Here is a 24,502-nt window from a genome sequence, read left to right on the forward strand (position 1 = left end):
GGGCGGGCGGACGGCGCCCGGGACGACCGGACGCCCAAGCGCCGGCCGCCCGCCCCGTGGCCGGCGGAAGGAGAACCGACATGTACCCCTGTGCCCGGCTGGCCACCACCGCGGCCGCCGCCACCCTGCTGGCCACCATGGCCCTGCCCGGCAGCCCCGAACGCCCACTGAAGGACCGCGTCCTGGTCTTCTCCAAGGCGGCCGGATTCCGGCACGCCTCGATCCCCGACGGCATCGCCGCCGTCAAGGACCTCGGCAGACGGCACGGCTTCACCGTGGACGCCACCGAGGACGCCGCCGCCTTCGACGACAAGCGCCTCGCCCGCTACGCCGCCGTCGTCTTCCTCTCCACCACCGGCGACGTGCTCCGGCCCGCCCAGCAACGCGCCTTCGAACGCTACATCGCGCGCGGCGGCGGATACGTCGGCGTACACGCCGCCGCCGACACCGAGTACGACTGGCCCTTCTACGGGGGCCTGGCCGGCGCGTACTTCCGGTCCCACCCCGCCGTACAGCCCGCCACCGTAGGCGTCGAGGACCGCGCCCACCCGGCCACCGCCCACCTCGCGGCGGCCTGGGACCGCACCGACGAGTGGTACAACTACCGCACCAACCCGCGCACCCGCGCCCACGTCCTGGCCGCCCTCGACGAATCCACGTACGGCGGCGGCACGATGCGCGGCGACCACCCCATCGCCTGGTGCCAGGAGTACCGCGGCGGCCGGGCCTTCTACACCGGCGGCGGACACACCGAGCAGTCCTTCGCGGACCCCGCCTTCCGTACACACCTGCTGGGCGGCATTCGCTGGGCCACCGGCGCCACACAGGCCGACTGCCGCCCGGAGACCGGCTACCGGGCCCTGTTCGACGGCACCTCGACGGCCGGCTGGAAGCAGGCGGGCCCCGGCTCCTTCACCCTGGAGGGCGCCACTCTGACCTCGGCCGGTGGCATGGGCATGCTCTGGTACGCGGCCCGGGAGTTCGGCTCGTACTCCCTCAAGATCGACTGGCGGATGCCCGGCGCCGACGGCGACGACAACTCCGGTGTCTTCATCGGCTTCCCGCCCTCCGACGACCCGTGGTCGGCCGTGAACAACGGCTACGAGATCCAGATCGACGCCACCGACGCCCCCGACCGCACCACCGGATCCGTGTATGGATTCCAGGCCGCGGACGTCACGGCGCGCGACGCCGCGCTCAACCCGCCGGGGGAGTGGAACACCTACGAACTGCGCGTCGAAGGCGAACGGCTGCGCATCCACCTCAACGGACGCAAGATCAACGACTTCACGAACACGGACCCGGCGCGCAGCCTGCGCCAGGGCCGCATCGGCATCCAGAACCACGGTGACGAGGACCGGGTCTCCTTCCGCAACATCCGGGTGAAGGAGTTCGAGGCGGCGGGGAAGGGTGGTCGGGGATGACGGGGGTGCCGGGGATGACGGGAGTGCCGGGGGTGCCGGGGATATCGGGGGTGGAGGGTGAGTTCGGGGCTGGGACTCGGGCTGGGGCTGGGATTGGGATTGGGATTGGGGGCCGTGGTGGTGGCGGGCGTACGGGGGTGTGGCTGGTCGGGGCGCGGGGGTCGGTCGGGACGACCGTGATCGCCGGCTGCGCCGCCGTCGCCGCCGGGCTGCAGCCGCCGACCGGCATGGTCACCGAGACCGCGCCGTTCCACGGGGTCCCGCTGCCGCCACTGGCCTCCCTCGTCTTCGGCGGCCACGACACCGCGTCGTACCCACTGCCCAAGCGGGCCGAGGAACTCGCGGCGGGCGGCGTACTCCCGTACGGCCTGCCGCACGCCGTACGCGCCGAACTGGAAGCGGCGGACGAGGCGGTACGGCCCGGCGGCCCGCTCCCCGGCGACACCCGCGACGACCGTGAGCTGGTCACCGCCTTCACCGCCGACCTACGTGCGTTCACACGGACCCACGGCCTGGACCGCGCGGTCGTCGTCAACATCGCCTCCACGGAACCGGCGCCCCGGAGCGAAGGCGGAGAAGACCGCCTCCCGCCCAGCTCCCTCTACGCCCACGCGGCACTGCGCGCGGGCTGCCCTTACGTCAACTTCACACCGTCCACCGGTATGCACCACCCGCTGCTCCAGCAGATGGCCGTGTGCAGCGGGCTTCCGTACGCGGGACGCGACGGCAAGACCGGCCAGACACTGCTGCGCTCCGTACTCGCCCCCATGTTCGCCCAACGCGCCCTCCCGGTACGCGCTTGGTCCGGCACCAACCTGCTGGGCGGCGGCGACGGCGCCACCCTGACCGACCCGGGAGCCGCAGCCGCCAAGAACGCGGGGAAGGCCCGCGTCCTCGCGGACAACCTCGGCGTGGCCCCGCCCGGCGAGGTGCACATCGACAACGTCCCGGCCCTCGGCGACTGGAAGACCGCCTGGGACCACGTCGCCTTCGAAGGCTTCCTCGGAAACCGTATGACCCTCCAGACCGTCTGGCAGGGCTGCGACTCGGCGCTCGCCGCACCCCTCGTCCTCGACCTCGCCCGTCTGGTGGCCGCCGCGCACGCGGTCGGCCTCTCCGGGCCCCTGCCCCTCGGCTTCTACTTCAAGGACCCGGACGGCGGACCCGCCGCACTGGCCGACCAGTACACCGAACTCCTGACGTTCGCCCACGACCTCCGGACCCGCCGATGACCCTCGAACCGACCGCAGCCGCCGCCCTTGCCGATACCTCGTCCGGCCCGCACCCCCCGGCGCCCTCCTCCCTCCCTACCCCCTCCCTCCCTACCCCCTCCCTCCCTATCTCCTCCCTCCCTATCTCCTCCCTTCTCTCCTCTCCCTGGCTGCAACTTCTGCGGCTATCGGCGCTGCTCAGCGTCCCGGGGGATCTGCTGGCGGGGGCTGCGGCGGCCGGGCTCCGGCCCGGCCGCCGCACGGTTCTCGCCACCGGCTCGTCCCTCTGCCTCTACGAGGCGGGCATGGCACTCAACGACTGGGCCGACCGCCACATCGACGCCGTCGAACGCCCCGACCGCCCCATCCCGTCCGGCCGCATCGCCCCGGCCGCCGCCCTCGGCGCGGCCGCTGGGCTGACGGCGGCGGGCCTCGCCCTGGCGGGAGCCGCCGGGCGCCCGCCCCTGATCACCGCCACCGTACTGGCCGCCACCGTCTGGGCCTACGACATCCACCTCAAGAACACCCCGGCGGGCCCGCTTGCCATGGCTTGCGCCCGCGCCTTCGACGTACTGCAGGGGGCCGCGTCGGTGACCCCGGCGCGGAGGCCGGGACAGACGTGGAGGCAGGAGCAGGGGCAGGGGCAGGCGGTGGGCCGGGCGCTGGCGAAGGCGTTGCCGTCGGCGGCGCTGGTCGGCACCCACACCCTTGCGGTCACGACCGTCTCGCGCCGTGAAGCCCAGGGCAGCTCCCCGGTTTTGCCACTGGCCGCATGGGGCGTCATGGCCGTGGTGAGCGGGGTGGCCGGCGGAGCCCGGCGAATCGGCGGCAACGGTAGCAACGGTGGCAACTGCGGGAGCGATGGGAGTGGCGGGAGTGGGGGGAAACGCCACCTGCGGCTCCTGTCGGCCAGGGCTGCCACCAAAGCCGCAGCCGCAGCCGCAGCCGCAGCCGCAGCCGCAGCCACGGCCCCGAACAGAACCCCGGCCCCACCCCCGACCACAGCCCCGCCCCCGACCTCGGCCCGACTCGCGGAAGCCGTCCCCAAGGCCGCCGCTGCCCTCTACGCCGGGGCCGTCGCGCGCCCCTTCTTCCACGCGGTCCTCAACCCCTCGCCCTACCTCCTCCAGCGCGCCGTCGGCAACGGTATCCGCGCGATGATCCCGCTCCAGGCAGCCCTCATCGCACGCGCCGGCGCGCCCGGAACAGGCGCCGCGCTGCTGGCTCTGGTGCCCGCCGCCCGGCGGCTGTCCCGGAAGGTCAGCCCGACATGATCACGACGCACCCGCTCCGTCTCGCCTACGGCACCAACGGCCTGACCGACCTCCGGCTGACCGACGCGCTGGCCCTCCTCGCCGACCTCGGATACGACGGCGTCGCTCTCACCCTCGACCACATGCACCTGGACCCCATCGCTCCGGGCCTCGCAGCGCGGACGAACCAACTCGCGCACCGACTCGACGAGCTGAGCCTGTCCATCGCCATTGAAACCGGTGCCCGATACGTCCTCGACCCCCGGCGCAAGCACCACCCCACTCTCCTCGACCCCGACCCGGACGCCCGCACGGCCCGCGCCGACCTGCTCCGCATCGCAGTGCGCGTCGGCGCGGACCTCGGCGCCACGGCAGTGCACTGCTTCAGCGGACCCCGCCCTCCCGGCACGCCGGAGCCCGCCGTCTGGCAACGCCTCGCCGACGCGCTCACCCCCGTACTCGACGCGGCCGCCACCGCCCGCATCCCCCTGGCCATCGAACCCGAACCGGGCCACCTCGTCTCCGACCTCACCGGTTTTCACCATCTGCGCACCACACTCGACGCCCCGCCCGCTGACGTCCTCGGCCTGACCCTGGACATCGGCCACTGCCAGTGCCTGGAACCCGACCCGCCGGCCGCATGCGTCCGAGCCGCCGCGCCCTGGCTGCGACACGTCCAGATCGAGGACATGCGACGGGGCGTGCACGAACACCTCCCGTTCGGAGCAGGAGAGATCGACTTCCCGCCGGTCCTGGCAGCCCTCCGGGACCTCGGCTACCAGGGCCTGGTCAGCGTCGAACTGCCCCGCCACTCCCACGCAGGCCCGGACCTGGCCCGCGCCTCCCTCTCCTTCCTGCGCACCACCGAACCGGCCCGGATCACCGCGTCGGCCTTGATCACCGAGCCCGCCCGGGCCACCGAGCCCGCCCGGGCCACCGAGCCCGCCCGGGCCACCGAGCCTGCCCGGGCCACCGAGCCGGTACGCGCTCACGCCCCGTCGCCCTCGTCACTCCCATCCGCCCCGCACGCCGGAGGGCCGCGATGCTGACGCCGGAGAACTGGATGGCCCAGCTCCACACGGCCCTGCGCGACCGGCTCGGTGGCGCCGCGCGTGCCTGGCTCGACGAGGCACTGGACGAGGCGCACGCCGAAGCACAAGCCGCGGCCGCGGCCACAGGCCCCCGGGGCACGGCGGACGGGGACGGCGCCCTCTCCTACACCGCATACGCCCTGCCCGTATGGGAGATGCGCTTCGCCTCGGCGGGCCGGCACTGCACCCGCCGTGAGCCGCCGTACGCGCGGGACCAGGAAGCGGCCGAGGCCGCCCGCATCCTGCTCCTGCACGCGGCCCGCGCCGACATCCGGACCGTCACCCGGCTCTACGAGCACGGCACCGCCGCCGAGCGCCGCGCCGTGCTCATGGCGCTGCCCCACCTGGACCTCGGCCCGGACGCCCGGCCCCTCGTCGAGGACGCGCTGCGCACCAACGACACCCGGCTGGTGGCCGCCGCCGTGGGCCCGTACGCCGCCCGTCACCTCGACGCGCACGCTTGGCGGCACGCCGTACTGAAGTGCCTGTTCACCGGTGTCCCGGTGACCGCCGTGGCCGGTCTGGCCGAACGCGCCCGCGGTGATACGGAGCTGGCCCACATGCTCGCCGAATACGCCCGTGAGCGCACCGCTGCGTACCGCCCCGTACCCGCCGACGTTCAGCGCGTCCTGGACCTCACCGCACAGTCCGTATCCACCGCTCCATTCGCATCCCCCTTCCTGTCACCCATCGACACCGACCGCTTCCCGGTACCCGAGGTGTCCGACCCGGCCGGTACCTGATCCCCGCCGGTGCCGAGCCCGGACGCCGGACCGCGAGCCGGGCTGCCGGCACCGCCCCCCGGCACCGCCCCCGGCACCGTGTCCCGGCACGTGAGGAGACCTGATGCGCATCTTCGACCCGCACATCCACATGACCTCCCGTACCACGGATGACTACGAAGCCATGTACGCCGCGGGCGTCCGCGCCGTGGTCGAGCCTTCCTTCTGGCTGGGTCAGCCCCGCACCTCACCGGCCAGTTTCTTCGACTATTTCGACTCCCTCCTGGGCTGGGAACCCTTCCGTGCCGCTCAGTACGGCATCGCCCACCACTGCACGCTCGCCCTCAATCCCAAGGAGGCGAACGACCCCCGCTGTACCCCCGTCCTCGAAGCCCTGCCCCGCTACCTCGTAAAAGATCCGGTCGTCGCCGTCGGCGAGATCGGCTACGACTCGATGACTCCCGCCGAGGACATCGCCCTCGCCGCCCAGCTCCAGCTCGCCGTGGACCACGGCCTGCCGGCCCTCGTCCACACCCCCCACCGCGACAAGGCGGCGGGCCTCAGGCGCACCCTCGACGTCCTTCGTGAATCCGACCTGCCCCCCGATCACGTCGTCCTGGACCATCTCAATGAGACAACGGTAGGGGAGGCCACTGACAGTGGCTGCTGGCTGGGCTTTTCCATCTACCCGGACACCAAGATGGACCCCGACCGCATGGTGCGCGTCCTGCGTCTGCACGGCACCGACCGCGTGCTGGTCAACTCCGCGGCCGACTGGGGCCGCAGCGATCCGCTGAAGACGCGGAGCGTCGGCGAGGCGATGCTGGCCGCCGGATTCACCGAAGACGACGTGGACCGGGTCCTGTGGCGCAACCCCGTCACGTTCTACGGCCTCAGCGGTCGGCTGGACCTCAGCCCGCAAGCCCCGGGCACTTTGCACGAGGGCAACTCCATCCTCCGCGGCGGAGAATGAGGAGGGCGACGGGACATGCGCTTCCGGCACCCCGACGGCTCGACCGTCCACCTCGCGTACTGCACCAACGTCCACCCCGCCGAGACCCTGGACGGGGTGCTCGCCCAACTCCGCGACCACTGCGAGCCGGTACGCAGGCGGCTCGGCCGGGACCGCCTCGGCATCGGCCTGTGGCTGGCCCGTGACGCCGCCCGCGTGCTGGCCCGCGACCCCGTCGCGCTACGCGGACTGCGCCGCGAACTCGACGTCCGGGGCCTCGAAGTCGTCACTCTCAACGGCTTTCCGTACCGGGGCTTCGGCGACAGCCGGGTCAAGTACCGCGTCTACCGGCCCGACTGGACGGAGCCCGCGCGCCTCGACCACACCGCCGACCTCGCACGGCTGCTGGCCGCCCTCCTACCCGACGACGTGACCGAAGGCACCATCTCCACCCTGCCGCTCGCCTGGCGCACCGACTTCGACGCGGTAAGCGATGCCGCCCCCCGGCGGGCCGCCGCCCTCGCCGCCCTGCACACCCTCGCCGGCCGGCTCGACGCCCTCGAAGAACTCACCGGCCGGTCCCTGCGCGTCGGCCTGGAACCCGAACCCGGCTGCCTCATCGAAACCACCGCCGACGCCATCGATGCTCTGGGACACGGGCGCGGCGAGCCGTCCGGGCCCGCCTCGCCCCCGGCCCACCGGATCGGTGCCTGCGTCGACACCTGCCACCTCGCCACCTCCTTCGAGGACCCACACACGGCCCTCGAAGCCCTTAGCCGGGCAGGCGTTCCCGTCGTCAAGGCCCAGCTGTCCGCCGCGCTGCACGCCGAACACCCCGACCGGCCGGACGTTCGCACCGCTCTGGGCGCCTTCGCCGAACCGCGGTTCCTCCACCAGACCCGCACCCGTACCGCTGACGGACGGCTGCGTGCCACAGACGATCTTGACGAAGCCCTGGCTGGAGAGGCCGACGGAGGCCTGCCGGCCACAGCACCGTGGCGCGCCCACTTCCACGTACCGCTGCACGCCCCGCCCGAGCCGCCGCTCACCTCCACCCTCCCCGTCCTCCGGGACGCGCTGGCCCTTCTCGTGGGCGGGCCCGTCCCGCGCACCCACCACCTCGAAGTGGAGACCTACACCTGGCAGGACCTCCCACCGGGTCTGCGGCCCCGCAGCCGGAGCCGCCTCGCCGACGGCATCGCGGCCGAACTCGCCCTCGCCCGCGACCTGCTCGCCGACCTCGGACTCAAGGAACTCCCATGAGCGAAACTCCCACGAGCAGAACTGACACGAGCGGTGCTCCCATGAGCGAATCCCAAACGAGCGCAGCACCGAACCGCCTGCTCGTCCTGGACGTCGTCGGCCTCACCCCCCGCCTCCTCGCCCACATGCCGCACCTCAACGCGCTCGCCGAAGCCGGTGCGTACACCGCTTTGCAGACGGTCCTGCCCGCCGTCACCTGCACGGTCCAGTCCACCTTCCTCACCGGTACGACACCCGCCCAGCACGGTGTCGTCGGCAACGGCTGGTACTTCCGCGACGTCGGCGAAGTGCACCTGTGGCGCCAGCACAACGCCCTCGTCGAAGGCGACAAGATCTGGGACACCGCCCGCCGCGAACACCCGGGTTACACCGTCGCCAACGTCTGCTGGTGGTACGCCATGGGCGCCGGCACCGACTGGACCGTCACCCCACGTCCCGTCTATTACGCCGACGGCCGCAAGGAACCCGACTGTTACACCCGGCCACCGTCCCTCCACGACGAACTCACCGGCTGCTTCGGCACCTTCCCCCTCTTCACCTACTGGGGGCCCACCGCCTCCCTCCCCTCCTCACAGTGGATCGCCGACGCGACCCGTCACCTGCTCCGCACCCGCCGTCCCGACCTCACCCTCTGCTACCTCCCGCACCTTGACTACGACCTGCAGCGGTACGGCCCCGACGACCCCCGCGCCGCCGCGGCCGCCGCCGCACTGGACACCGTCATCGGCCCCCTCCTGGCCGACGCCCGCAGCGCGGGCGTCACGGTCGTCGCCCTGTCCGAATACGGCATCCGGCCCGCCCGCCGCCCCGTGGACGTCAACCGCGCCCTGCGCCGCGCCGGCCTGCTGGAAGTGCACACGCAGGACGGGATGGAATACCTGGACCCCACCGCTTCCCGTGCCTTCGCCGTCGCCGACCACCAGATCGCGCACATATACGTACGCCGTCCCGAAGACCTCGACGCGACCCGCGCGGCCCTGACCGGCCTGCGCGGCCTGGACCGGCTGCTCGACGACGAGGGCAAGAAGGCGCACGGCCTCGACCACCCCCGCTCCGGCGAACTCGTCGCCCTCGCCGAGCCCGACGCCTGGTTCACGTACTACTACTGGCTCGACGATGCCCGCGCCCCCGACTTCGCGCGCCTCGTCGACATCCACCGCAAACCCGGCTACGACCCGGCCGAACTCTTCATGGATCCTCGCGACCCGTACGTACGGCTGCGCGCGGCGACCGCCCTGGCCCGCAAGAAGGCCGGCCTGCGCTACCGCATGGCGGTCGTCCCGCTCGCCCCCGAGCCCGTACGCGGCAGCCATGGCCTGCTCCCCGCGCCCGGAGCCGATCCGGCCGACGGCCCGGTCCTCATCTGCTCCGCACCCGACGCACCCCTGCCCACCCCCTTCGCCGCCACCGACGTGAAGTCCCTGCTTCTTCATCTTGCCCGCACCCACTGACAACGCACCCCACAACCACTCAGCACCAAGCTGCCGACACACCAACCACCCAGAACAGAGCTTCCAGAACAATCCCCAGAACAGAGCCTCTAGAACAAAATCCCCAGAACAAAGGAGCCCACCCACCATGCCCTCTCGCCCATCCCACCACGACGCCCCCCAGCGAACCGCCCTCAGACAGGCCCTCCACCGTCGCGGTTTCCTCGGCGTGGCCGCCGGCGCCTCCGCAGCCGCCCTCCTCGGCTCCGGAACCGGCCAGGCGCTCGCCGCCCAGCAGGACACCACCCGTCCCACCGCACCGGCGAACCCCGCCCGGCACCCCCACGGCCCCGTACTCCCGCGCGGCCGCCTCGGCATTCAGCTCTACACACTCCGCGACCAGACCTCGTCCCTCGGCTTCGCCCGTGTCTTCGAGGAGCTCGCCTGTCATGGCTACGACGAGGTCGAGTTCGCCGGTTACACCCAGGGCTCCGCCGGCGCGATCACCCTGTCCCGGCTCAGGCGGCTCCTCAGGGAGAACGGTCTGCGCGGCATCGGCAGTCATGTCGGATACGCGTCGGCCGACCCCACCGTGTACACGTTCGCCACCGCCCTGACCAAGGTTCTCGACGACGCCGAGGCCCTGGGCCTCCCGTACATCGGCACGCCGTCGAGCCCCGACCGGTACGGCGACACCGTCGACGCCTGGAAACGGGCCGCCGCCGAATTCAACGCGTACGGTGCTGCCGCCCGGGACCGCGGAATGCGTTTCTACCACCACAACCACGCCGAGGAATTCGCTTTCGCCACCGACGACCCGCGCGTCCGGCTTTACGACGTCCTGCTCGCGGAGACCGACCCCCAGCTGGTCTTTTTCGAGATGGACATCTTCTGGGCCCAGGTGGCGCAGTATCGTTTCTCCCGCCGCCCGGACGGCACCCCCGCCCCCTTCGAACCCCTCGGCTACGTGCTGCGGGCACCCGCCCGCTACCCCCTCTTCCACGTCAAGGACGGCGAGCACGACACCGCCACCCAGGATGGCTACCGCATGGTGGACGTCGGCGACGGCGACATCGATTACCGCCGCTTCATCTCGGCGTTGGAACGCCGCCGTGGCTGCCGCTCCGCCCACTGGATCGTCGAGCGGGACGACGCGGTGGACCCGGCCGCCAACCCGGCCGGCTCCCTCTCGACGGCCCGCCGCTCCGCCCGCCATCTACGGGGCCTGCGCGCACCGCGCGGTTAAGCCGTTCGCCCGTGGCCGGGTAGTGTGCACAGGATCAGCATGACCCGACCGGGGCAGACCGGTACGACCAGATGGGCGAGACGCACATGAGCGAGGGGACCGCATCACAGGCGGGCGACGCGACCTCCGTCGCCGACGAGGAGGCGCGCGAGCGCCTGATCTACCTGCGCGGAAGCATCGACAACCTGGACGCCGCACTGGTGCATCTGCTCGCCGAGCGCTTCAAGTGCACCCAGCAGGTCGGCGAACTCAAGGCCCGCCACAATCTCCCGCCCGCCGACCCGGCCCGCGAGGCCACCCAGATCGCCCGTCTGCGCACATTGGCCGAGGACGCCAAGTTGGATCCGGCTTTCGCCGAGAAATTCCTGAATTTCATCATCGGCGAGGTCGTTCGCCACCACAAGGCCATCGCGGATCAGGGGCTGGGCGCGGACGACGACGTCCCGGGCCGGCGCGACGTGCCCATCAGCTGACCCCTTCGAGGCGCAAAGCCGCTTCGCGAACCACGCCCCACTACGTGGTGACCACCGAGGACGGTAAGGCGGACGGCTCGCTGTCCGGTGTGAGCGCGGAATCCCGCCAGGAGGGCTCCGGCACGAACAAGAATTCCCCCGGCACTCCCGTACAACCCTCGCCGGCGATCAGCGGTCTCACCTCCGTCACGGCCTGTTACGGCGCCATAACCGTACCGGCAACGGTACCGGCGTCCTTCCCGTACTGGGGGACCCATGCATCGCACCACCGTCACCGCCGCCGCCCTCGCGGCGCTCTGTCTCGGGCTTGCCGCCTGTCAGCCCTCCGGGAGCGCCGACGGGAGCGGGGCCTCGCACACCAAGGCCGCGGCGGAGCCGAGTGTCGCGGCGGAGACCACGCCGGGTCCCGCCCCGGAGCGTAAAGCCGTACTGCCCGACCTGGTGGGGAAGGGGCTGCAGAGCGCGCAGGACTCCGCGCAGGCGGCCGGATTCCGGGTGTTGCGCAGTCACGATGCCCTCGGGCGTGGGCGTGCCCAGGCGTTCGACCGGAATTGGAAGGTCTGCACGCAGACTCCCGGCCCTGGCCAGGCCGATACCCGTAAGACGGTGGACTTCGGTGCGGTGAAACTGGCGGAGTCCTGCCCCGAAACCGATGCCGGGGCAGGGACCGCGGCGGATGAGTCCGCCGCGGCCGCGTCTGCCATGCCTGATTTCCGTGACAAGTCGGTCAAGGTCGCCCGGCGCGCTCTCGCCGCCAATACCAGCCTTACGGTGAAAGACGCTTCGGGGCGCGGCCGGATGGTTCTCGTGGAATCCAACTGGAAGGTATGCCGCCAGGAACCGGCGGCGGGTACGAAGTTGGACGGACAGCCGGTGACGCTGGAAGCGGTGAAATTCGAAGAGGGGTGTTAGGGGGAAGCCCTGATTCTGGGGTGCCGGGTCAGCGCGAGCGTTGGGCTCGTAGGACGGTGTCGTGGGTGTGGGGCGTTCCGGGCGGTGCGGGAACGGTCCGGGGGCGGGTTTCGTTGATCTGTACGGTCCAGTCGGGGGTGAGGAGCCGGGCGATGTCGGCGGGCTGGTAATAGGCGTAGGGGTCGAAGCCGGACTCCTGCCGCGGGGGCAGATCGGCGAGATCGTGGCCGACGAAGAGCAGGGTGCCGCCGGGGGCGACGGCGGCCAGCAGGCCGCGCAGCGCGGTGTGGTCCGGCTGGTGCGGGAGCGGGAAGTACTGGACGGACACCAGGTCGAACGCGCCGGCCGGGGGCGGCGTGATGGTCAGGTCGGCCCGGGCCCACGCGACGCGGGCGCTGACGTCCGCGGCGGCTTCGGCGGCGCGCCGCAGGGCGACGTCGGAGATGTCGACCCCGGTGACCTGCCAGCCTTGCCGGGCGAGCCACAGTGCGTCGCCGCCCTCACCGCACCCCACGTCGAGTGCCTGGCCCGGTGCCAGACCGGTGACCTCGGTGACGAGCACTCCGTTGGGCGCGCCGCTGAAGAGCTGGTCGCGGGTGAGGTATCTGTCGTTCCAGAACTGGGCGTCCATGAGTTCTCCTGAGATCAGCCGTTGGGGCGGTCGGGATGTTTGGTCACAGGCCGTGGCGCCGGTCGCCGGTGACCAGTTCACAGACGCGGGCTTCGGACTCGGCCGAGAAGGGGTCCCTGCGGGCTCGTACCGCGCGGCGGGTGTCGTCCGCGACGAGGTCGGCGTTGATCGATCCCGCCGCGGCCGAGCCGGCGGCGGCCGCCGCGAGGACATTCGCGGTGAGGTCGGCGGCGTTGCCCGCGGCCCATACGCCCGGCACGGGCGTCAGACCGCTCGGTTCGGCGGCGATGTACGAGCCGAGGCCGCTCGGGTGCGGGGTGGGGGTCAGCCCGAGGGAGTCCAGGAACGCGGCGCGCGGCACGGCGCGCGGGGCCACGGTCAGTGCCCGTAGCGGGATCACCTCGCCGGTGCGCAGGCGGGCACCGGTGAGGCGGTCCTCGGAGACCTCCAGGCCGGTCACCTCGCCGGGTACGACTGCGATGTCGCGTGCGGCCAGTTGCTCGGACTCCTCGTCGGTGGGGCGGGGGCCGGTGTGCAGCAGCAGGGTGAGCCGGTCGGTCCACTGGCGGAACAGCAAGGCCTGGTGCACGCCCATCGGACCGGTGGACAGGACACCGATCGGCTGGTCGCGGACCTCCCAGCCGTGGCAGTACGGGCAGTGCAGTACGTCGCGGCCCCAGCGTGGGGCCAGGCCGGGGACGTCGGGCAGTTCGTCGGTGAACCCGGTGGTCACCAGGAGCCGCCGCGCCCGTACGGTGCGGCCGGAGTCGGTGCTGACCGTGAACCCGTCGCCGTCCCGTGCCGCTGACAGCACCCGTCCGGCCTGCGTCTCGACCCCGTAGGCGGCCACCTCCCGCCGGCCCGCCTCCAGCAGGTCACCGGGCGGCGCGCCGTCACGGGAGAGGAAGCCGTGCATGTGCGCGGCGGGCGCGTTGCGCGGCTCACCCGCGTCGATCACCAGTACCGACCGTCGGGCGCGTCCCAGCATGAGCGCCGCGCTCAAGCCTGCCGGACCGCCACCGACGATCACCACGTCGTACCGGCCGCCGCTGTCGGGCCGGATGTTTCGGGTCATCGTGACCACCTCCGGTCCCCAACGTGCTCCCTCCCTCGGCAATCCGGCAAAGTTCTTTGCGGAAACCGCAAAACGAGGGCGCGGTGAAGGGGAGAGTGACGAGCTCGACGCCGCGCTGGCCGCGGCCGGGCCTCGCTGCGTGAGCTGCGACGCCGCAGCGGAGTCATCCTGACCGCCTTGTCGGAGGCCACCGGTATCCCGGTCAGCGCTCTGTGCCGGCTGGAGTCCGGACGCCGTAAACCGGGCCTCGAACTGCTGCTGCCGCCGGCCACGGCCTACCGGATGCCGTTCGAGGAACTGGTCGGTGCCCCGGCCGACCTCGACCCGCGGGGCCCCGTTCACGCGAGGGGTGAACGAGACCCGGGAGGCGGTTCAGCGGCTCGGTGCGGGTCAGTGCAGGAGCCGAGTCACCGTGCCGGTGCCGGCGGCACGACCGTGGTGGCGGAAGGAGAAGGGCTGGCCCACCTCCAGGGCTACGGGCTGTTCGAGTACGGCGGTCAGCGTGCCCAGGTGGAGCGGGCGCAGTACGTCGGTGCCGTGGGCGGCGCTGCCGAGGCCCGTCCCCGGTGTCACCACGCCCGACACGGCGGCACTGCGGAGGTGGAATTGCAGGCGCCGGCCAGCGTGTGTCTCCGCGCCGCCCGCCGCTTCCGACAGCAGCGTGACGTCCGCCGTGAAGCCGGTACGGGCGCCGATCGAGCCCGGGGCCGCGAGCACCTGCCCCCGCTCCAGGGTTTCCGCCGCCGCTCCGGGCAGCAGCAGAGCCACGTTCATGCCCGAACCGGCCTCGTCGAGGTGCTGGTGGGCGGCGTCGATGTCCACGACGACGGCGGTCGCACCGCCGCCGGAGCCGACGAGCTCCACCTCGTCCCCCATACGTACCCGGCCGCGCTCGATCCGGCCCGTGGCCCAGACCTGCCTGCCCTGATTCCGGTCGAAGACGTCTTCGACCAGACATGAGGAAGGGGCTCTCCGAGGCGTCAGCCTGCCGACTGGGCGATCCGTCCCACACGAGCCCGCACCTCCTCGGACATCCGCCCGCGACCACCGCGGACAGGTACCGGAGGCTACCAACGGGGCATCGGCCGCCCCGAAGGGCGTCTGCGGGTGGTGAACGCCGACCGGTTCGGGTCACTCGTTCGGGGCGCCCGGCACGCCTCATAACCTGCGCTTATGGCCTCGGGTGGATACGCAGGTGAAACCCACTCCGAAACCTTGGTATTGTTGTCCATGTCGCCGCGGGGAACGCCCCGCGAACACGACACCTGGTCCGGGTGGCGGAATGGCAGACGCGCTAGCTTGAGGTGCTAGTGCCCTTTATCGGGCGTGGGGGTTCAAGTCCCCCCTCGGACACACAACACCACCCCACGGTCCCCCGCGGACCGTGGGGTTTTGTCGTTGGCCGACTCCGGGGCCCGGGTGACGGGTGCGCGGACTGGTGCCGTCGGGGCCAGGGGGGTGGGCGGGGTAGTGGGGTGCACGGGGCTTGGTGGATTGTTGTGGGGTGGGGCTGGGGGTTGCTTTTCGGGGCTTTTCGTTACTCGTAGTAAGGGTTTTGGGAAAGGTCGCGTGGGGTGGGCCGGAAGGGAATGGTGGACTCCTGAAATGCCTCCCGGAGTGGCCTGGTCGGGGAGCCGGGCCGGGGTAATGTTGAGGTAATAAGGAACATGTTCGGCGGGGCGGTCGGCGCCGGGGTGCGGACACGGGTGGCGGCTGTTCCGGAGGTCGGGGATAACCGGCCTGTGTGTGTGGATTTCCTGTGACTGTTGGAGCCGAAGGGTCGGTCGCGACTGGGTATCTGTCCAACTGAACAACGGGAGTCCGGATACGGGGGTGAACCGGCTCATGAAGTTGGTGGAGCGGGACGCGGAGCTCTCCGTCCTGGAGGGTCTGCTGGACGCCTGCGCCGCCGGGCGCGGGGGAGTGGTCGTGGTCAGCGGCGCGGTGGGCGCCGGGAAGACGGCGCTGCTGCGCGCCTTTCGGGAGCGGGCCGCGCCCACGGGCGCGCTGTGGCTGCAGGCCACCGCGGCCGCCGGGGAGAAGGGCGTGCCGCTGCGGGTGGCCGGGCAGCTGTTGCGTACCGCGGAGCTGGCCGGTGCGGGGGCGGAACCGGTGGTGTGGCTGCCGCCGCCGGCCGGTGGTGGCGGCGCGCCGGTGCGGGCGGTTGAAGGGGCGCCGGTGCGGGCGGCCGAGGGGGCGATTCCGGCGGAAGTGGCGGTGAACGTCTTTCCGCGGGTGTGCGGCATTCTGTTCGCCCAGGCCAGGAAACGGCCGGTCGTGGTGTGTATCGATGATGTCCACCAGGCCGATGCCTATTCGCTGGAATGCGTGTTGTATATGGTGCGGCGGCTGGATGTCAGCCGGATTCTGGTGGTTCTCGGGGAAAGCAGTGGTACGGAGTGGGAGGACGGTCCGGCGCGGCGGGAATTGCTGCGGCGTCCGGCGTGCCGGTTCCTGCATGTCGGGCCATTGCCGCGGGACGGTGTCGTCGCCATGATGGCCGCCGGGCGAAAAGGGCGGCGATCCGCCCCGCCCGTGGCGGAATTCCAGCAGCTGAGCGGCGGCAGTCCGCTACTGATGCGGGCGCTGCTGGACGATTACGCGGACGCGGACGCGGACCGGGCCGGGAGTGCCGAGCTGGTGCCGGGGGAGGCGTACGAACGTGCCGTGGCGCTGTGTCTGGGCCGCAGTGAGGTTCTTACACGCCGTACGGCGTGGCTGTTGGCGGTGCTCGGGGAGCGGGCCGCGCGGGTGGACGTCGCCGAGCTGCTCGGAGTGTCCCGTCCGGTCGGTCAACGTGGTCTGCGGGCCCTGCACGACATGGGGCTGCTCGCCTCCGGCCGGTTCCGCCACGAGGCGGGCCGGGCGGCGGTGCTGCGCCGGGCGGCGCCGCACAGCGCGCGCCTGGAGGCTCGCGTGGCCCAGGTGCTGTTCGAGCACGGCGCTCCGGCGGCCGTACTGGCCCGCCACCTGGTCGCCGCCGGGACCGTGGACGCCCCGTGGGCGCTGCCCGTACTGCTGGAGGCGGCCGAGGCGGCGCTGGCGCGTGACGAGGTGGGGCCCGCGCTGGACTGCCTGCGCGTGGCCAGGGGCAGCTGCGCGGACGAGCAGCAGATGCTCAAGGTCAGGACGGCGCTGGTGCGGGCGGGGTGGCGGGTCGATCCGTCCGCCGTCGTACAGCATCTCCCGGCGCTCACCGACGCCGCGCTGACCGGGATGCTCTCGGCTCGTGACATGAAAGCGCTGGTCGGCCAGTTGCTGTGGTTCGGCAGGGCGGATGATGCGTTGGATGTTCTCCGTGTCGTTGAGGGGGAGGCAAGGGGGCTTGGCGGTCTGGTGCTGGAGCCGGCGCGGCTCTGGTTCGCTTACGGGTATCCGGGGGTGGCCGGGACGTACCGCGCCGAGGCGGCCGCAGGCCCGTACCGGAGTGTGGCCACCGGGCTGCGGGCGCCCGGTCTGACGCCCGAGCAGGACACCCAGCAGCGCGCGCTCGCCCTGATGGCTTCCGTACTGGACCAGGGGGCGGCCGGGGACGTGACCGGCCGCGCGGAACGGATCCTCCAGGAGACCCGCCCGGAGGACCGCACCCCGGCGGCGGGCCTGGCGGCGCTGGTCGCGCTCATCGTCGCCGACGGGCTGCGGGAGGCCGCCCGCTGGTGCGACATCCTCCTCGCGGAGGCGCGCGAGCACCGGACGCCGATGTGGCAGGCGCTGTTCGCCTCGGCCAAGGCGTTCATCGAGATCAGGCTCGGTGAGCTGGTCGCGGCGGAGGAGTCGGCGCACACCGCGCTCACCGTGGTCCCGCCCGAAGGGTGGGGGGCGGCCGTCGCCGCCCCGGTCGCCGCGCTGCTGTACACGAAGGCCGCCATGGGGCGGCTGGGCGAGGCGGCGGCGCACCTCGACGTCCCCGTGCCCGACGCGGCGTTCCGGACGCCCGGCGGGCTGCTGTATCTCTGGGCGCGCGGCCATTACCACCTCGCCGCCGGCCGGCCGTACGTCGCGCTGGAGGACTTCCACCGCTGCGGGGACCTGATGGCGAGGTGGCGCCTCGATCTGTCCGCCCTGGTGCCGTGGCGGACCGACGCCGCGCAAGTGCACGTCTCGCTGGGGGACGACCGCCGCGCCCGTGCGCTGCTGGAGGAGGAGCTGACCCGTACCGGGCCCCGCCCGCTGTGGACGCGGGGCGTCGCGCTGCGGGTGCTGGCGACGCTGGCCGAGCGCGCGGACCGGCCGCGGCTCCTCGGTGAGGCGATGGACATCCTGCAGCGCAGCGGGCACCGGCTGGAGCTGGCGTACGCGATGGCGGAACTGTCGTACAGCCACTGGGACGGGAACGACGACGGCCGGGCGCGGGCCGCGGCGCGCAAGGCGCAGCAGCTGATGCGGGAGTGCGGCATCAAGGCGCCCGTCCTCAAGGCCTCGCCGGTCGGCGCGGCGAGCGCCTGCCCGCCCGAGCGGTCCGGTGCGGGCGGTACGGGCCGTTCGCCGGCCGAGCTGAGCGGTGCGGAGCTGCGGGTCGCGACGCTTGCCGCCCGTGGATACACCAACCGGCAGATCGCGGGGTCGCTGTTCATCACGATCAGCACCGTGGAGCAGCATCTGACCAGGGCGTACCGGAAGCTGGGCGTGCAGCGCCGTACCGATCTGGCGACGCGGCTGGAGCAGGACCCCCTGGAGGGGGCCGGACTGGAGGGGTGCGGTGACGGCTCGCCGCGGGACTGTCTGCGTGCCGGGTAGGCGGGCCCGAGGCCGGGCGGTGAGCGGGCGTGCGGTGCCGTGGTGGATGTTGCGCGGTTGGACAGTCCGGCGAGCGCGTGTGGAATGATTGACGCCGATACCACATCTCGTGAACTCCGTTGGAATGAACGTTAGTTGCTCCTGAAGGGCGGCTCGGCCGGGGTTGGCGGATGTGCGCGTACCAGGGTCGGTCCCGGGAGGTTCCGGGACCGCGCGGGGGCCGCGTAAAGGGTGCCGCGGAGTGCGGCCGGGCGGCCTTCCCGAACCCCGGCAGCCGGTCCGGCGCACGGCGGTGCGGACGTGCGCCGGTTGCTCGTCAATCACATCCGGCCGGCCGGTGCCGGTCATCAACGGGAGGAACCCCTCATGGTGGTGGTGATGGCCCCAGGGGCCACGCAGGAGGATGTCGACGCCGTCGTCGGCCTGGTGCGCTCGGCGGGTGGTGATGCCTTCGTCAGCAGGGGGGTGACCCGGACGATCGTCGGTCTCGTCGGGGACGTGGACGAGTTCGAGGCGCTCAACCTGCGCAGCCGCAAGGGGGTTCTCGACGTCGTACGGATCTCCGTGCCGCACAAGCTGGTCAGCCGGGAGCACCACCCCGCGCGGTCGGTCGTGCGGGTCGGCGGCGTGCCGATCGGGCCCGACACCCTGTCCGTCATCGCGGGCCCGTGCGCGGTGGAGTCCGCCGAGCAGACGCTCGCCGCGGCGCGGATGGCCCAGGCGGCCGGGGCGTCGATGCTGCGCGGCGGCGCGTTCAAGCCGCGCACCTCGCCGTACGCCTACCAGGGGCTGGGCGAAGAGGGGCTGCGCATCCTCGCCGAGGTGCGGGCCGAGACGGGGCTGCCGGTGGTCACCGAGATCATTGACCCCGGCAGCGTCGAACTCGTCGCCTCCTACGCGGACATGCTCCAGATCGGCACCCGCAACATGCAGAACTTCGCACTGCTCCAGGCGGTGGGTTCGGCGGGCAAGCCCGTGCTGCTCAAGCGCGGGTTCGGCGCGACCATCGACGAGTGGCTGATGGCCGCCGAGTACATCGCGCAGCGCGGCAACCTGGACATCGTGCTGTGCGAGCGCGGTATCCGTACGTTCGAGACCGCGACCCGCAACACGCTGGACATCAGTGCGGTGCCGGTGGTCCAGCGGCTGTCGCACCTGCCGGTGATCGTGGACCCGTCGCACTCCGGCGGCCGCCGGGAGCTGGTCCTGCCGCTGATGCGGGCGGCGCTGGCGGTCGGTGCGGACGGCGTCATGATCGACGTGCATCCGGCGCCGGAGACGGCGCGGTGCGACGGTGACCAGGCGCTGCTGGAGGCCGACATGCGGGAGATCGCCGATACGGCCGCGATCCTGTCGCCGCTGATGGGCCGGACGCTCACGCAGCCGTTGCCGCAAGCCGCCGCCGCGGCCGCGTCCTGAGGTGCCCGGCCCCCGTCGGCGGGGGTGCGCACCGCCGGTAGGGGTACCCCGACGGGCGGCCGGACGAAGCGCACACGACCCACCGTCCGGCCGCTTGGTACAGGCCAATTGTCGCGCGTACGGCCGGACGTGTGAGGCGTCCGGGAACCGGTGTTCCCCGGTGCACGGCGCCCGCCGCGATAGGGGTACCGGTGCTGAACCCGTGATGTCGCCGGAGGCTGACGTATCGCCCGTCCTGCGGTATGCCGGAGAGATGCGATACGCACAGGGCGGCGGACTGACCGCCGAGCGGCGGGAGTTCCGCGAACGGCTGCGGCTGAAGGCGGTCGAGCGGTTCGCGCGGGGCGAGACCAACATGGTGATCGCCAGGGACCTGCGGGTCAGTGTGCGGTCGGTGCAGCGGTGGCGCAGATCCTGGCAGGGGGCGGGGGAGCGGGCGCTGGGCTCGAAGGGGCCGGCGTCCAGGCCGCGGCTGAGCCCGGCCCAGTTCCGCCAGCTGGAGGCGGAACTGGCCAGGGGGCCGGCGGCCTACGGCTGGCCGGGGCGGCGCTGGACCCTGGAGCGCATCCAGACCGTGATCGCGCGGCGTTTCCACGTCACGTACACGATTCAGGGCGTACGCAAACTGATGCGCCGTCACGGGTGGGTCCATGTGGCCCCGGCCGTGGGCGGGGAAGGCCGGGAGGCCGGCGGCTGGGCGCGGGTGGAGGACGGGCGCGGCGGGCGCCCGCCGGGGCCGCGGCGGACCGAATGATCGGAAATGGCGTATGCGAATGTTCCGGTGGCGGACACCGTCCGCGAGCGGCCCGATTCCGGTGTCATGCGGAATGCGACATTGCGGGTTCAGGTGCGTCAGGTAGGGGTGCCCCGTAGATAAAGGCACTGTTAGAGTATGTATCTGAATGGGGGAAGATGGTTTGTTTGCATATCTGTTCCGCTTCGCGTCGGACGATTTCTGCGGTGCGGGAACCTTCCTCCCCCGCCAGGAGTTGTAGCGGGTCGAGAAGCGGGGGTGGGTGCCACGCCTGAACGGCCTGGCGATGTCCGACTCCTACGGGCATCGCCGATGCACGGGCCTGCCGTACGTCGTTAGGGTGCGTCAGCGCGAGCTTGCGCACGGGGGAATCACAACGCGAGGAGCCTGGAGTGGAACCTGGGCAGGCGCACCTGGATATGCAGACGGTCGTCGAAGTGGAGATCGATTCACTCTCGGTGGCCGGTTCTCCGCGTATATCCGGGGAAGATTCGGAACATGTGGAAATGCTGACGGTGGCACAGGCGCCGTTGCCGCCCATCATCGCGCACCGCGCGACGATGCGGGTCATCGACGGAGTACACCGCCTGCGAGCCGCCGAACGGCGCGGCGACGACAAGATCGCGGTGCGGTTCTTCGACGGGGACGAGGCGGACGCCTTCGTCCTCGCCGTCGAGTCGAACATCACGCACGGCCTTCCGCTGTCCATGGCGGACCGCAAGAACGCGGCCGAACGCATCATCCGCTCCCACCCGTTGTGGTCGGACCGGATGATCGCCTCGGTCACCGGTATCGCACCGGGCACCGTCGCGGAGATCCGCCGGCGGGTGTCCGGCGCCGCGGCGGCGGGCCGCGGCAGGATCGGTCAGGACGGCCGCTTCCGGCCGCTCAACGGCGCCGAGGGCCGCCGGCTCGCCGGCAACCTCATCGCCGAGAACCCCGGCCTGTCGCTGCGGCAGATCGCGCGGGCGTCCGGGATCTCGCCCGAGACGGCGCGCGACGTGCGCAACCGGCTGCGCCGGGGCGAGGAGCCGCTCCTGAAGGGGCGGGGCCGGCCGGCGCGGGCGCAGCAGGAACAGGTGGCCGCCGGGCCGGCCGGCGCGGGTGACGGCGGTGACGCCCCGGCGCCCGTCCGGATGCCCGTACAGGACCGGACGGGGGTCGTACGCCGCCTCAAGGTGGACCCGGCCCTGCGGTTCAGCGAGACCGGGCGCACCCTGCTGCGGCTGCTGAGCATTCACACGATCAGTCCGGAGGAGTGGGACGACATCATGGCAAACATTCCTCCGCACTGCAGCGGCATCATCGCCCAACTGGCCCGTGAATGTGCGGACATGTGGGCGGACTTCGCCCAGCGGGCGGAGCGGAACGTCGCCGAGGCCGTCTGACAGGCGGCCGGACCGTGTCCAAGTGAGGAAAACGACCGGTTGGACGGAGTCCGGGCCGGTCACACCCGATGGAAATGCGCGATACGGTCGGTACCGGCGGGCGCACGCGAAAGCGCCGCCCGCCGGGCCGCCCGGCACCTGACGCCGTGCATTGTTTTCCGGTGAACCGGCGCAGCATGGGCCGGTGATTCACCTTCACCTTTTCCGGCACGGGCGAGAAATCCCTGATGCCGCCCCGGGCCCAGCGGCCTGGCTGGCGCGAGTTGATATGGGTATCGTCGAAACGGCGCATCGCATCAGGGCAACTTCCGGTCACCGCGTCGCGGTCGGCCGGTCTTCGTGAAAGTTCGCCGAATATGACGTCGACGGGCGCCCTCGGGGTGCCGCCTTTCCCATGCGGCCGACGCATGGCCAGGAATCCCGACCCAGGAGGTTTCCGCTGATATGTTTGCCGGACAAGGCTCGGGCATCATGCTGGCGACGTACGACGACCCGGGAAATTCCACGGCTTCGCAGCGGCTCCGGCCGGGAACGCTCCGCCGGATTCTCGCGTATGCGAAACCGCATTCCCGCCAGTCGGCCCTGTTGCTGCTGCTGACCGTGGTGGACTCGCTGATCATCGTCTCCACGCCGCTGCTCCTCAAGGAGATCATCGACGTCGGCATCCTGCAGAAGAACACCACGGTGCTGACGGTCATCTCGCTGATCGTCGCGGGGCTCGCCGTCCTCGACGCGGGGCTGCAGCTCGCGGCCAGTCACTACTCGGGCCGGATCAGCCAGGGCGTCAGCTACGACCTGCGGGTGCAGGCGTTCACCCACGTACAGCGCCAGCCGCTGGCCTTCTTCACCCGGACCCAGACCGGGTCCCTGGTCAGCCGGCTCAACACGGACGTGGTGGGCGCGCAGCACGCGCTGGGCACCCTTCTGGGCTCGCTGTCCAGCGTGTTCACGCTGGTCCTGGTGCTCGGCAGCATGTTCTACCTGTCGTGGCTGGTCAGCCTGATCGCCCTGGTGATCCTGCCGGCGTTCATGATTCCCGGCGCGCTGGTCGGACGGCGGCTGACGCGCTACTCCCGGGAACAGATGCAGATGAACGCCGAGATGGGCGCGACCATCGGCGAGCGCTTCAACGTGGCGGGCGCGATGCTCTCCAAGCTCTTCGGCCGTCCGCGCGAGGAGGCGGGGCTGTTCGCCGAGCGCGCGGAGAAGGTGCGCCGGGTCGGCGTCACCTGGATGGTGCTGAGCCGGCTGACGGTCATCATCATGACGCTGCTCGCCGCCGTCATCACGGCCCTCGTCTACGGCCTCGGCGGCGCCATGGTGATCAACGGGAGCTTCCAGGTCGGCACGCTGGTGGCGCTGGCCGCCCTGCTGGCCCGCCTGTACGGGCCGATCACCCAGCTGTCCAGCATCCAGGGCGAGGCGCACACCGCGATGGTCAGCTTCGACCGGATCTTCGAACTGCTCGACCTGAAGCCGCTGATCACCGAGCGCCCGGACGCCACCGAACTGCCCGCCCCGGACGACGGCGCGGCCCCCGAGATCACCTTCGACGGGGTGTCCTTCCGCTACCCGAAGGCCAGCGAGGTCTCCCTCGCGTCCCTGGAGTCCAACGCGCTGCCGGCCGGCGAACGGTCCCAGGAGTCGCCCGAGGTGCTGCGCGACATCAGCTTCACGGCGCCGTCCGGCAAGCTCACCGCCCTGGTGGGCCCGTCCGGTGTGGGCAAGACGACCGCCACGCACCTGGTGTCGCGGCTGTACGACCCGTCGGCCGGCAGTGTCCGCATCGCCGGGCAGGACCTCCGCGACGTCACCCTGGACTCGCTGCGCCGGACCGTCGGCGTGGTGTCCCAGGACGCCCACCTCTTCCACGACACCATCCGCAACAACCTGACGTACGCCCGCCCCGACGCCACCGAGGAGGAGCTGATCGAGGCGTGCCGGGCCGCGCAGATCTGGGACACGATCAGCTCCCTGCCCAGCGGGCTCGACACGGTGGCGGGCGACCGCGGCTACCGGCTCTCGGGCGGTGAGAAGCAGCGTCTGGCGCTGGCCCGGCTGCTGCTGAAGGCGCCCTCCATCGTCGTCCTCGACGAGGCGACCGCGCACCTGGACTCGGAGTCCGAGGCGGCCGTCCAGCGGGCCCTGCGGACGGCGCTGCGCGGCCGTACGTCCGTCGTCATCGCACACCGGCTGTCCACCATCCGCGAGGCCGACCAGATCCTCGTCTTCGACGAGGGCGGCATCCGCGAGCGGGGCACGCACGAGGAACTCCTCGCGGCCGGTGGGCTCTACGCGGAGCTGTACCACACGCAGTTCGCCCGGCAGGCCGCCAACGGCAGCGGGCCCGGACCGGACGCACCCGAGGAGGAGCGGCACCCGCAGGAGGCCGCGGCGCCGCAGATGACGCCCGGCGGCATGGTCTTCTTCGACGGGTCGGGGCCCGACGACGGGGGTGCTCCGGGCGGGGGCGTGTGGCACACCACCGGTCAGGGCCCGGGCGGTCGCTGAACCGGCACGG

The 24,502-nt window shown here is 72.0% G+C and carries 18 protein-coding genes, 1 tRNA gene and 2 pseudogenes; 18 read left to right on the forward strand and 3 right to left on the reverse strand.

What is annotated here, in order from left to right; all coding sequences use genetic code 11:
• Nucleotides 1–80 precede the first annotated feature (80 nt).
• The 11 genes from ACZ53K_RS18475 (at nucleotide 81) to ACZ53K_RS18525 (ending at nucleotide 11,977) form a co-directional block, all read left to right on the forward strand.
• Entirely contained in the window at nucleotides 81–1,424 is a 1,344-nt protein-coding gene (locus ACZ53K_RS18475; RefSeq protein ID WP_468837352.1) for a ThuA domain-containing protein, read from the forward strand.
• Nucleotides 1,421–2,656: an inositol-3-phosphate synthase gene (locus ACZ53K_RS18480; protein WP_468837355.1), complete on the forward strand. Its 1,236-nt coding sequence runs from the start codon at nucleotides 1,421–1,423 to the stop codon at nucleotides 2,654–2,656. The genes ACZ53K_RS18475 and ACZ53K_RS18480 overlap by 4 nt, the downstream gene beginning before the upstream one ends.
• Nucleotides 2,653–3,909, forward strand: a complete 1,257-nt coding sequence (locus ACZ53K_RS18485) for an SCO3242 family prenyltransferase (RefSeq protein ID WP_468837357.1) — start codon at nucleotides 2,653–2,655, stop codon at nucleotides 3,907–3,909. Before ACZ53K_RS18480 ends, ACZ53K_RS18485 begins: the two co-directional genes overlap by 4 nt.
• Nucleotides 3,906–4,937, forward strand: a complete 1,032-nt coding sequence (locus ACZ53K_RS18490; RefSeq protein WP_468837360.1) for a sugar phosphate isomerase/epimerase family protein — start codon at nucleotides 3,906–3,908, stop codon at nucleotides 4,935–4,937. Before ACZ53K_RS18485 ends, ACZ53K_RS18490 begins: the two co-directional genes overlap by 4 nt.
• Nucleotides 4,931–5,722 (forward strand): EboA domain-containing protein, encoded by a 792-nt coding sequence (locus tag ACZ53K_RS18495; RefSeq protein ID WP_468837363.1) that lies wholly within the window; start codon nucleotides 4,931–4,933, stop codon nucleotides 5,720–5,722. Before ACZ53K_RS18490 ends, ACZ53K_RS18495 begins: the two co-directional genes overlap by 7 nt.
• Nucleotides 5,723–5,825: 103 nt before the next feature.
• A complete protein-coding gene (locus ACZ53K_RS18500; protein WP_468837366.1) occupies nucleotides 5,826–6,674 on the forward strand; it encodes a TatD family hydrolase in 849 nt (282 codons plus the stop codon).
• A gap of 15 nt (nucleotides 6,675–6,689) precedes the next feature.
• Entirely contained in the window at nucleotides 6,690–7,916 is a 1,227-nt protein-coding gene (gene eboE / locus ACZ53K_RS18505) for a metabolite traffic protein EboE (protein WP_468837369.1), read from the forward strand.
• A 41-nt stretch (nucleotides 7,917–7,957) separates the two neighbouring features.
• Nucleotides 7,958–9,367, forward strand: coding sequence for an alkaline phosphatase family protein (locus tag ACZ53K_RS18510; protein ID WP_468837372.1), 1,410 nt, complete (start codon nucleotides 7,958–7,960; stop codon nucleotides 9,365–9,367).
• 127 nt (nucleotides 9,368–9,494) lie between these two features.
• The gene (locus tag ACZ53K_RS18515) at nucleotides 9,495–10,592 is read left to right on the forward strand and encodes a sugar phosphate isomerase/epimerase family protein (RefSeq protein WP_468837375.1); all 1,098 of its coding nucleotides are present in this window, start codon (nucleotides 9,495–9,497) and stop codon (nucleotides 10,590–10,592) included.
• Between the two features lie 86 nt (nucleotides 10,593–10,678).
• Nucleotides 10,679–11,065 (forward strand): chorismate mutase, encoded by a 387-nt coding sequence (locus ACZ53K_RS18520; RefSeq protein ID WP_468837518.1) that lies wholly within the window; start codon nucleotides 10,679–10,681, stop codon nucleotides 11,063–11,065.
• Nucleotides 11,066–11,320: 255 nt separating this feature from the next.
• A complete protein-coding gene (locus ACZ53K_RS18525; protein ID WP_468837377.1) occupies nucleotides 11,321–11,977 on the forward strand; it encodes a hypothetical protein in 657 nt (218 codons plus the stop codon).
• A gap of 28 nt (nucleotides 11,978–12,005) precedes the next feature.
• Here the strand turns inward: ACZ53K_RS18525 and ACZ53K_RS18530 are convergent, their stop codons facing one another.
• Both ACZ53K_RS18530 and ACZ53K_RS18535 read right to left on the reverse strand, forming a co-directional pair.
• Nucleotides 12,006–12,608: a class I SAM-dependent methyltransferase gene (locus ACZ53K_RS18530; RefSeq protein WP_468837380.1), complete on the reverse strand. Its 603-nt coding sequence runs from the start codon at nucleotides 12,606–12,608 to the stop codon at nucleotides 12,006–12,008.
• 43 nt (nucleotides 12,609–12,651) lie between these two features.
• Nucleotides 12,652–13,683 carry an NAD(P)/FAD-dependent oxidoreductase gene (locus ACZ53K_RS18535; protein WP_468837383.1) on the reverse strand — a complete coding sequence of 344 codons (1,032 nt, stop codon included), beginning with the start codon at nucleotides 13,681–13,683 and terminating at the stop codon, nucleotides 12,652–12,654.
• Nucleotides 13,684–13,827: 144 nt separating this feature from the next.
• On the opposite strand from ACZ53K_RS18535, the pseudogene ACZ53K_RS18540 reads away from it, so the two are divergent.
• Nucleotides 13,828–13,965 (forward strand): annotated as a pseudogene (locus tag ACZ53K_RS18540) (XRE family transcriptional regulator); the annotation flags it as partial.
• A gap of 108 nt (nucleotides 13,966–14,073) precedes the next feature.
• Here the strand turns inward: ACZ53K_RS18540 and ACZ53K_RS18545 are convergent.
• Nucleotides 14,074–14,667 (reverse strand): EF-Tu/IF-2/RF-3 family GTPase, encoded by a 594-nt coding sequence (locus ACZ53K_RS18545; RefSeq protein ID WP_468837521.1) that lies wholly within the window; start codon nucleotides 14,665–14,667, stop codon nucleotides 14,074–14,076.
• 284 nt (nucleotides 14,668–14,951) lie between these two features.
• On the opposite strand from ACZ53K_RS18545, the gene ACZ53K_RS18550 reads away from it, so the two are divergent.
• From ACZ53K_RS18550 to ACZ53K_RS18575, 6 genes and pseudogenes are all read left to right on the forward strand, one after another.
• Nucleotides 14,952–15,036 (forward strand) — tRNA-Leu (locus tag ACZ53K_RS18550).
• Between the two features lie 492 nt (nucleotides 15,037–15,528).
• Nucleotides 15,529–18,420 (forward strand): helix-turn-helix transcriptional regulator, encoded by a 2,892-nt coding sequence (locus ACZ53K_RS18555; RefSeq protein WP_468837386.1) that lies wholly within the window; start codon nucleotides 15,529–15,531, stop codon nucleotides 18,418–18,420.
• A gap of 366 nt (nucleotides 18,421–18,786) precedes the next feature.
• Nucleotides 18,787–19,839 carry a 3-deoxy-7-phosphoheptulonate synthase gene (aroF, locus tag ACZ53K_RS18560; RefSeq protein ID WP_468837389.1) on the forward strand — a complete coding sequence of 351 codons (1,053 nt, stop codon included), beginning with the start codon at nucleotides 18,787–18,789 and terminating at the stop codon, nucleotides 19,837–19,839.
• A gap of 253 nt (nucleotides 19,840–20,092) precedes the next feature.
• Nucleotides 20,093–20,503: pseudogene (locus tag ACZ53K_RS18565) on the forward strand (winged helix-turn-helix domain-containing protein); the annotation flags it as partial.
• 596 nt (nucleotides 20,504–21,099) lie between these two features.
• Nucleotides 21,100–21,981, forward strand: coding sequence for a ParB/RepB/Spo0J family partition protein (locus ACZ53K_RS18570; RefSeq protein WP_468837391.1), 882 nt, complete (start codon nucleotides 21,100–21,102; stop codon nucleotides 21,979–21,981).
• Between the two features lie 444 nt (nucleotides 21,982–22,425).
• Entirely contained in the window at nucleotides 22,426–24,492 is a 2,067-nt protein-coding gene (locus ACZ53K_RS18575; RefSeq protein ID WP_468837393.1) for an ABC transporter ATP-binding protein, read from the forward strand.
• Nucleotides 24,493–24,502 lie beyond the last annotated feature (10 nt).

The sequence above is a fragment of the Streptomyces sp. NPDC033221 genome, from assembly GCF_055577005.1.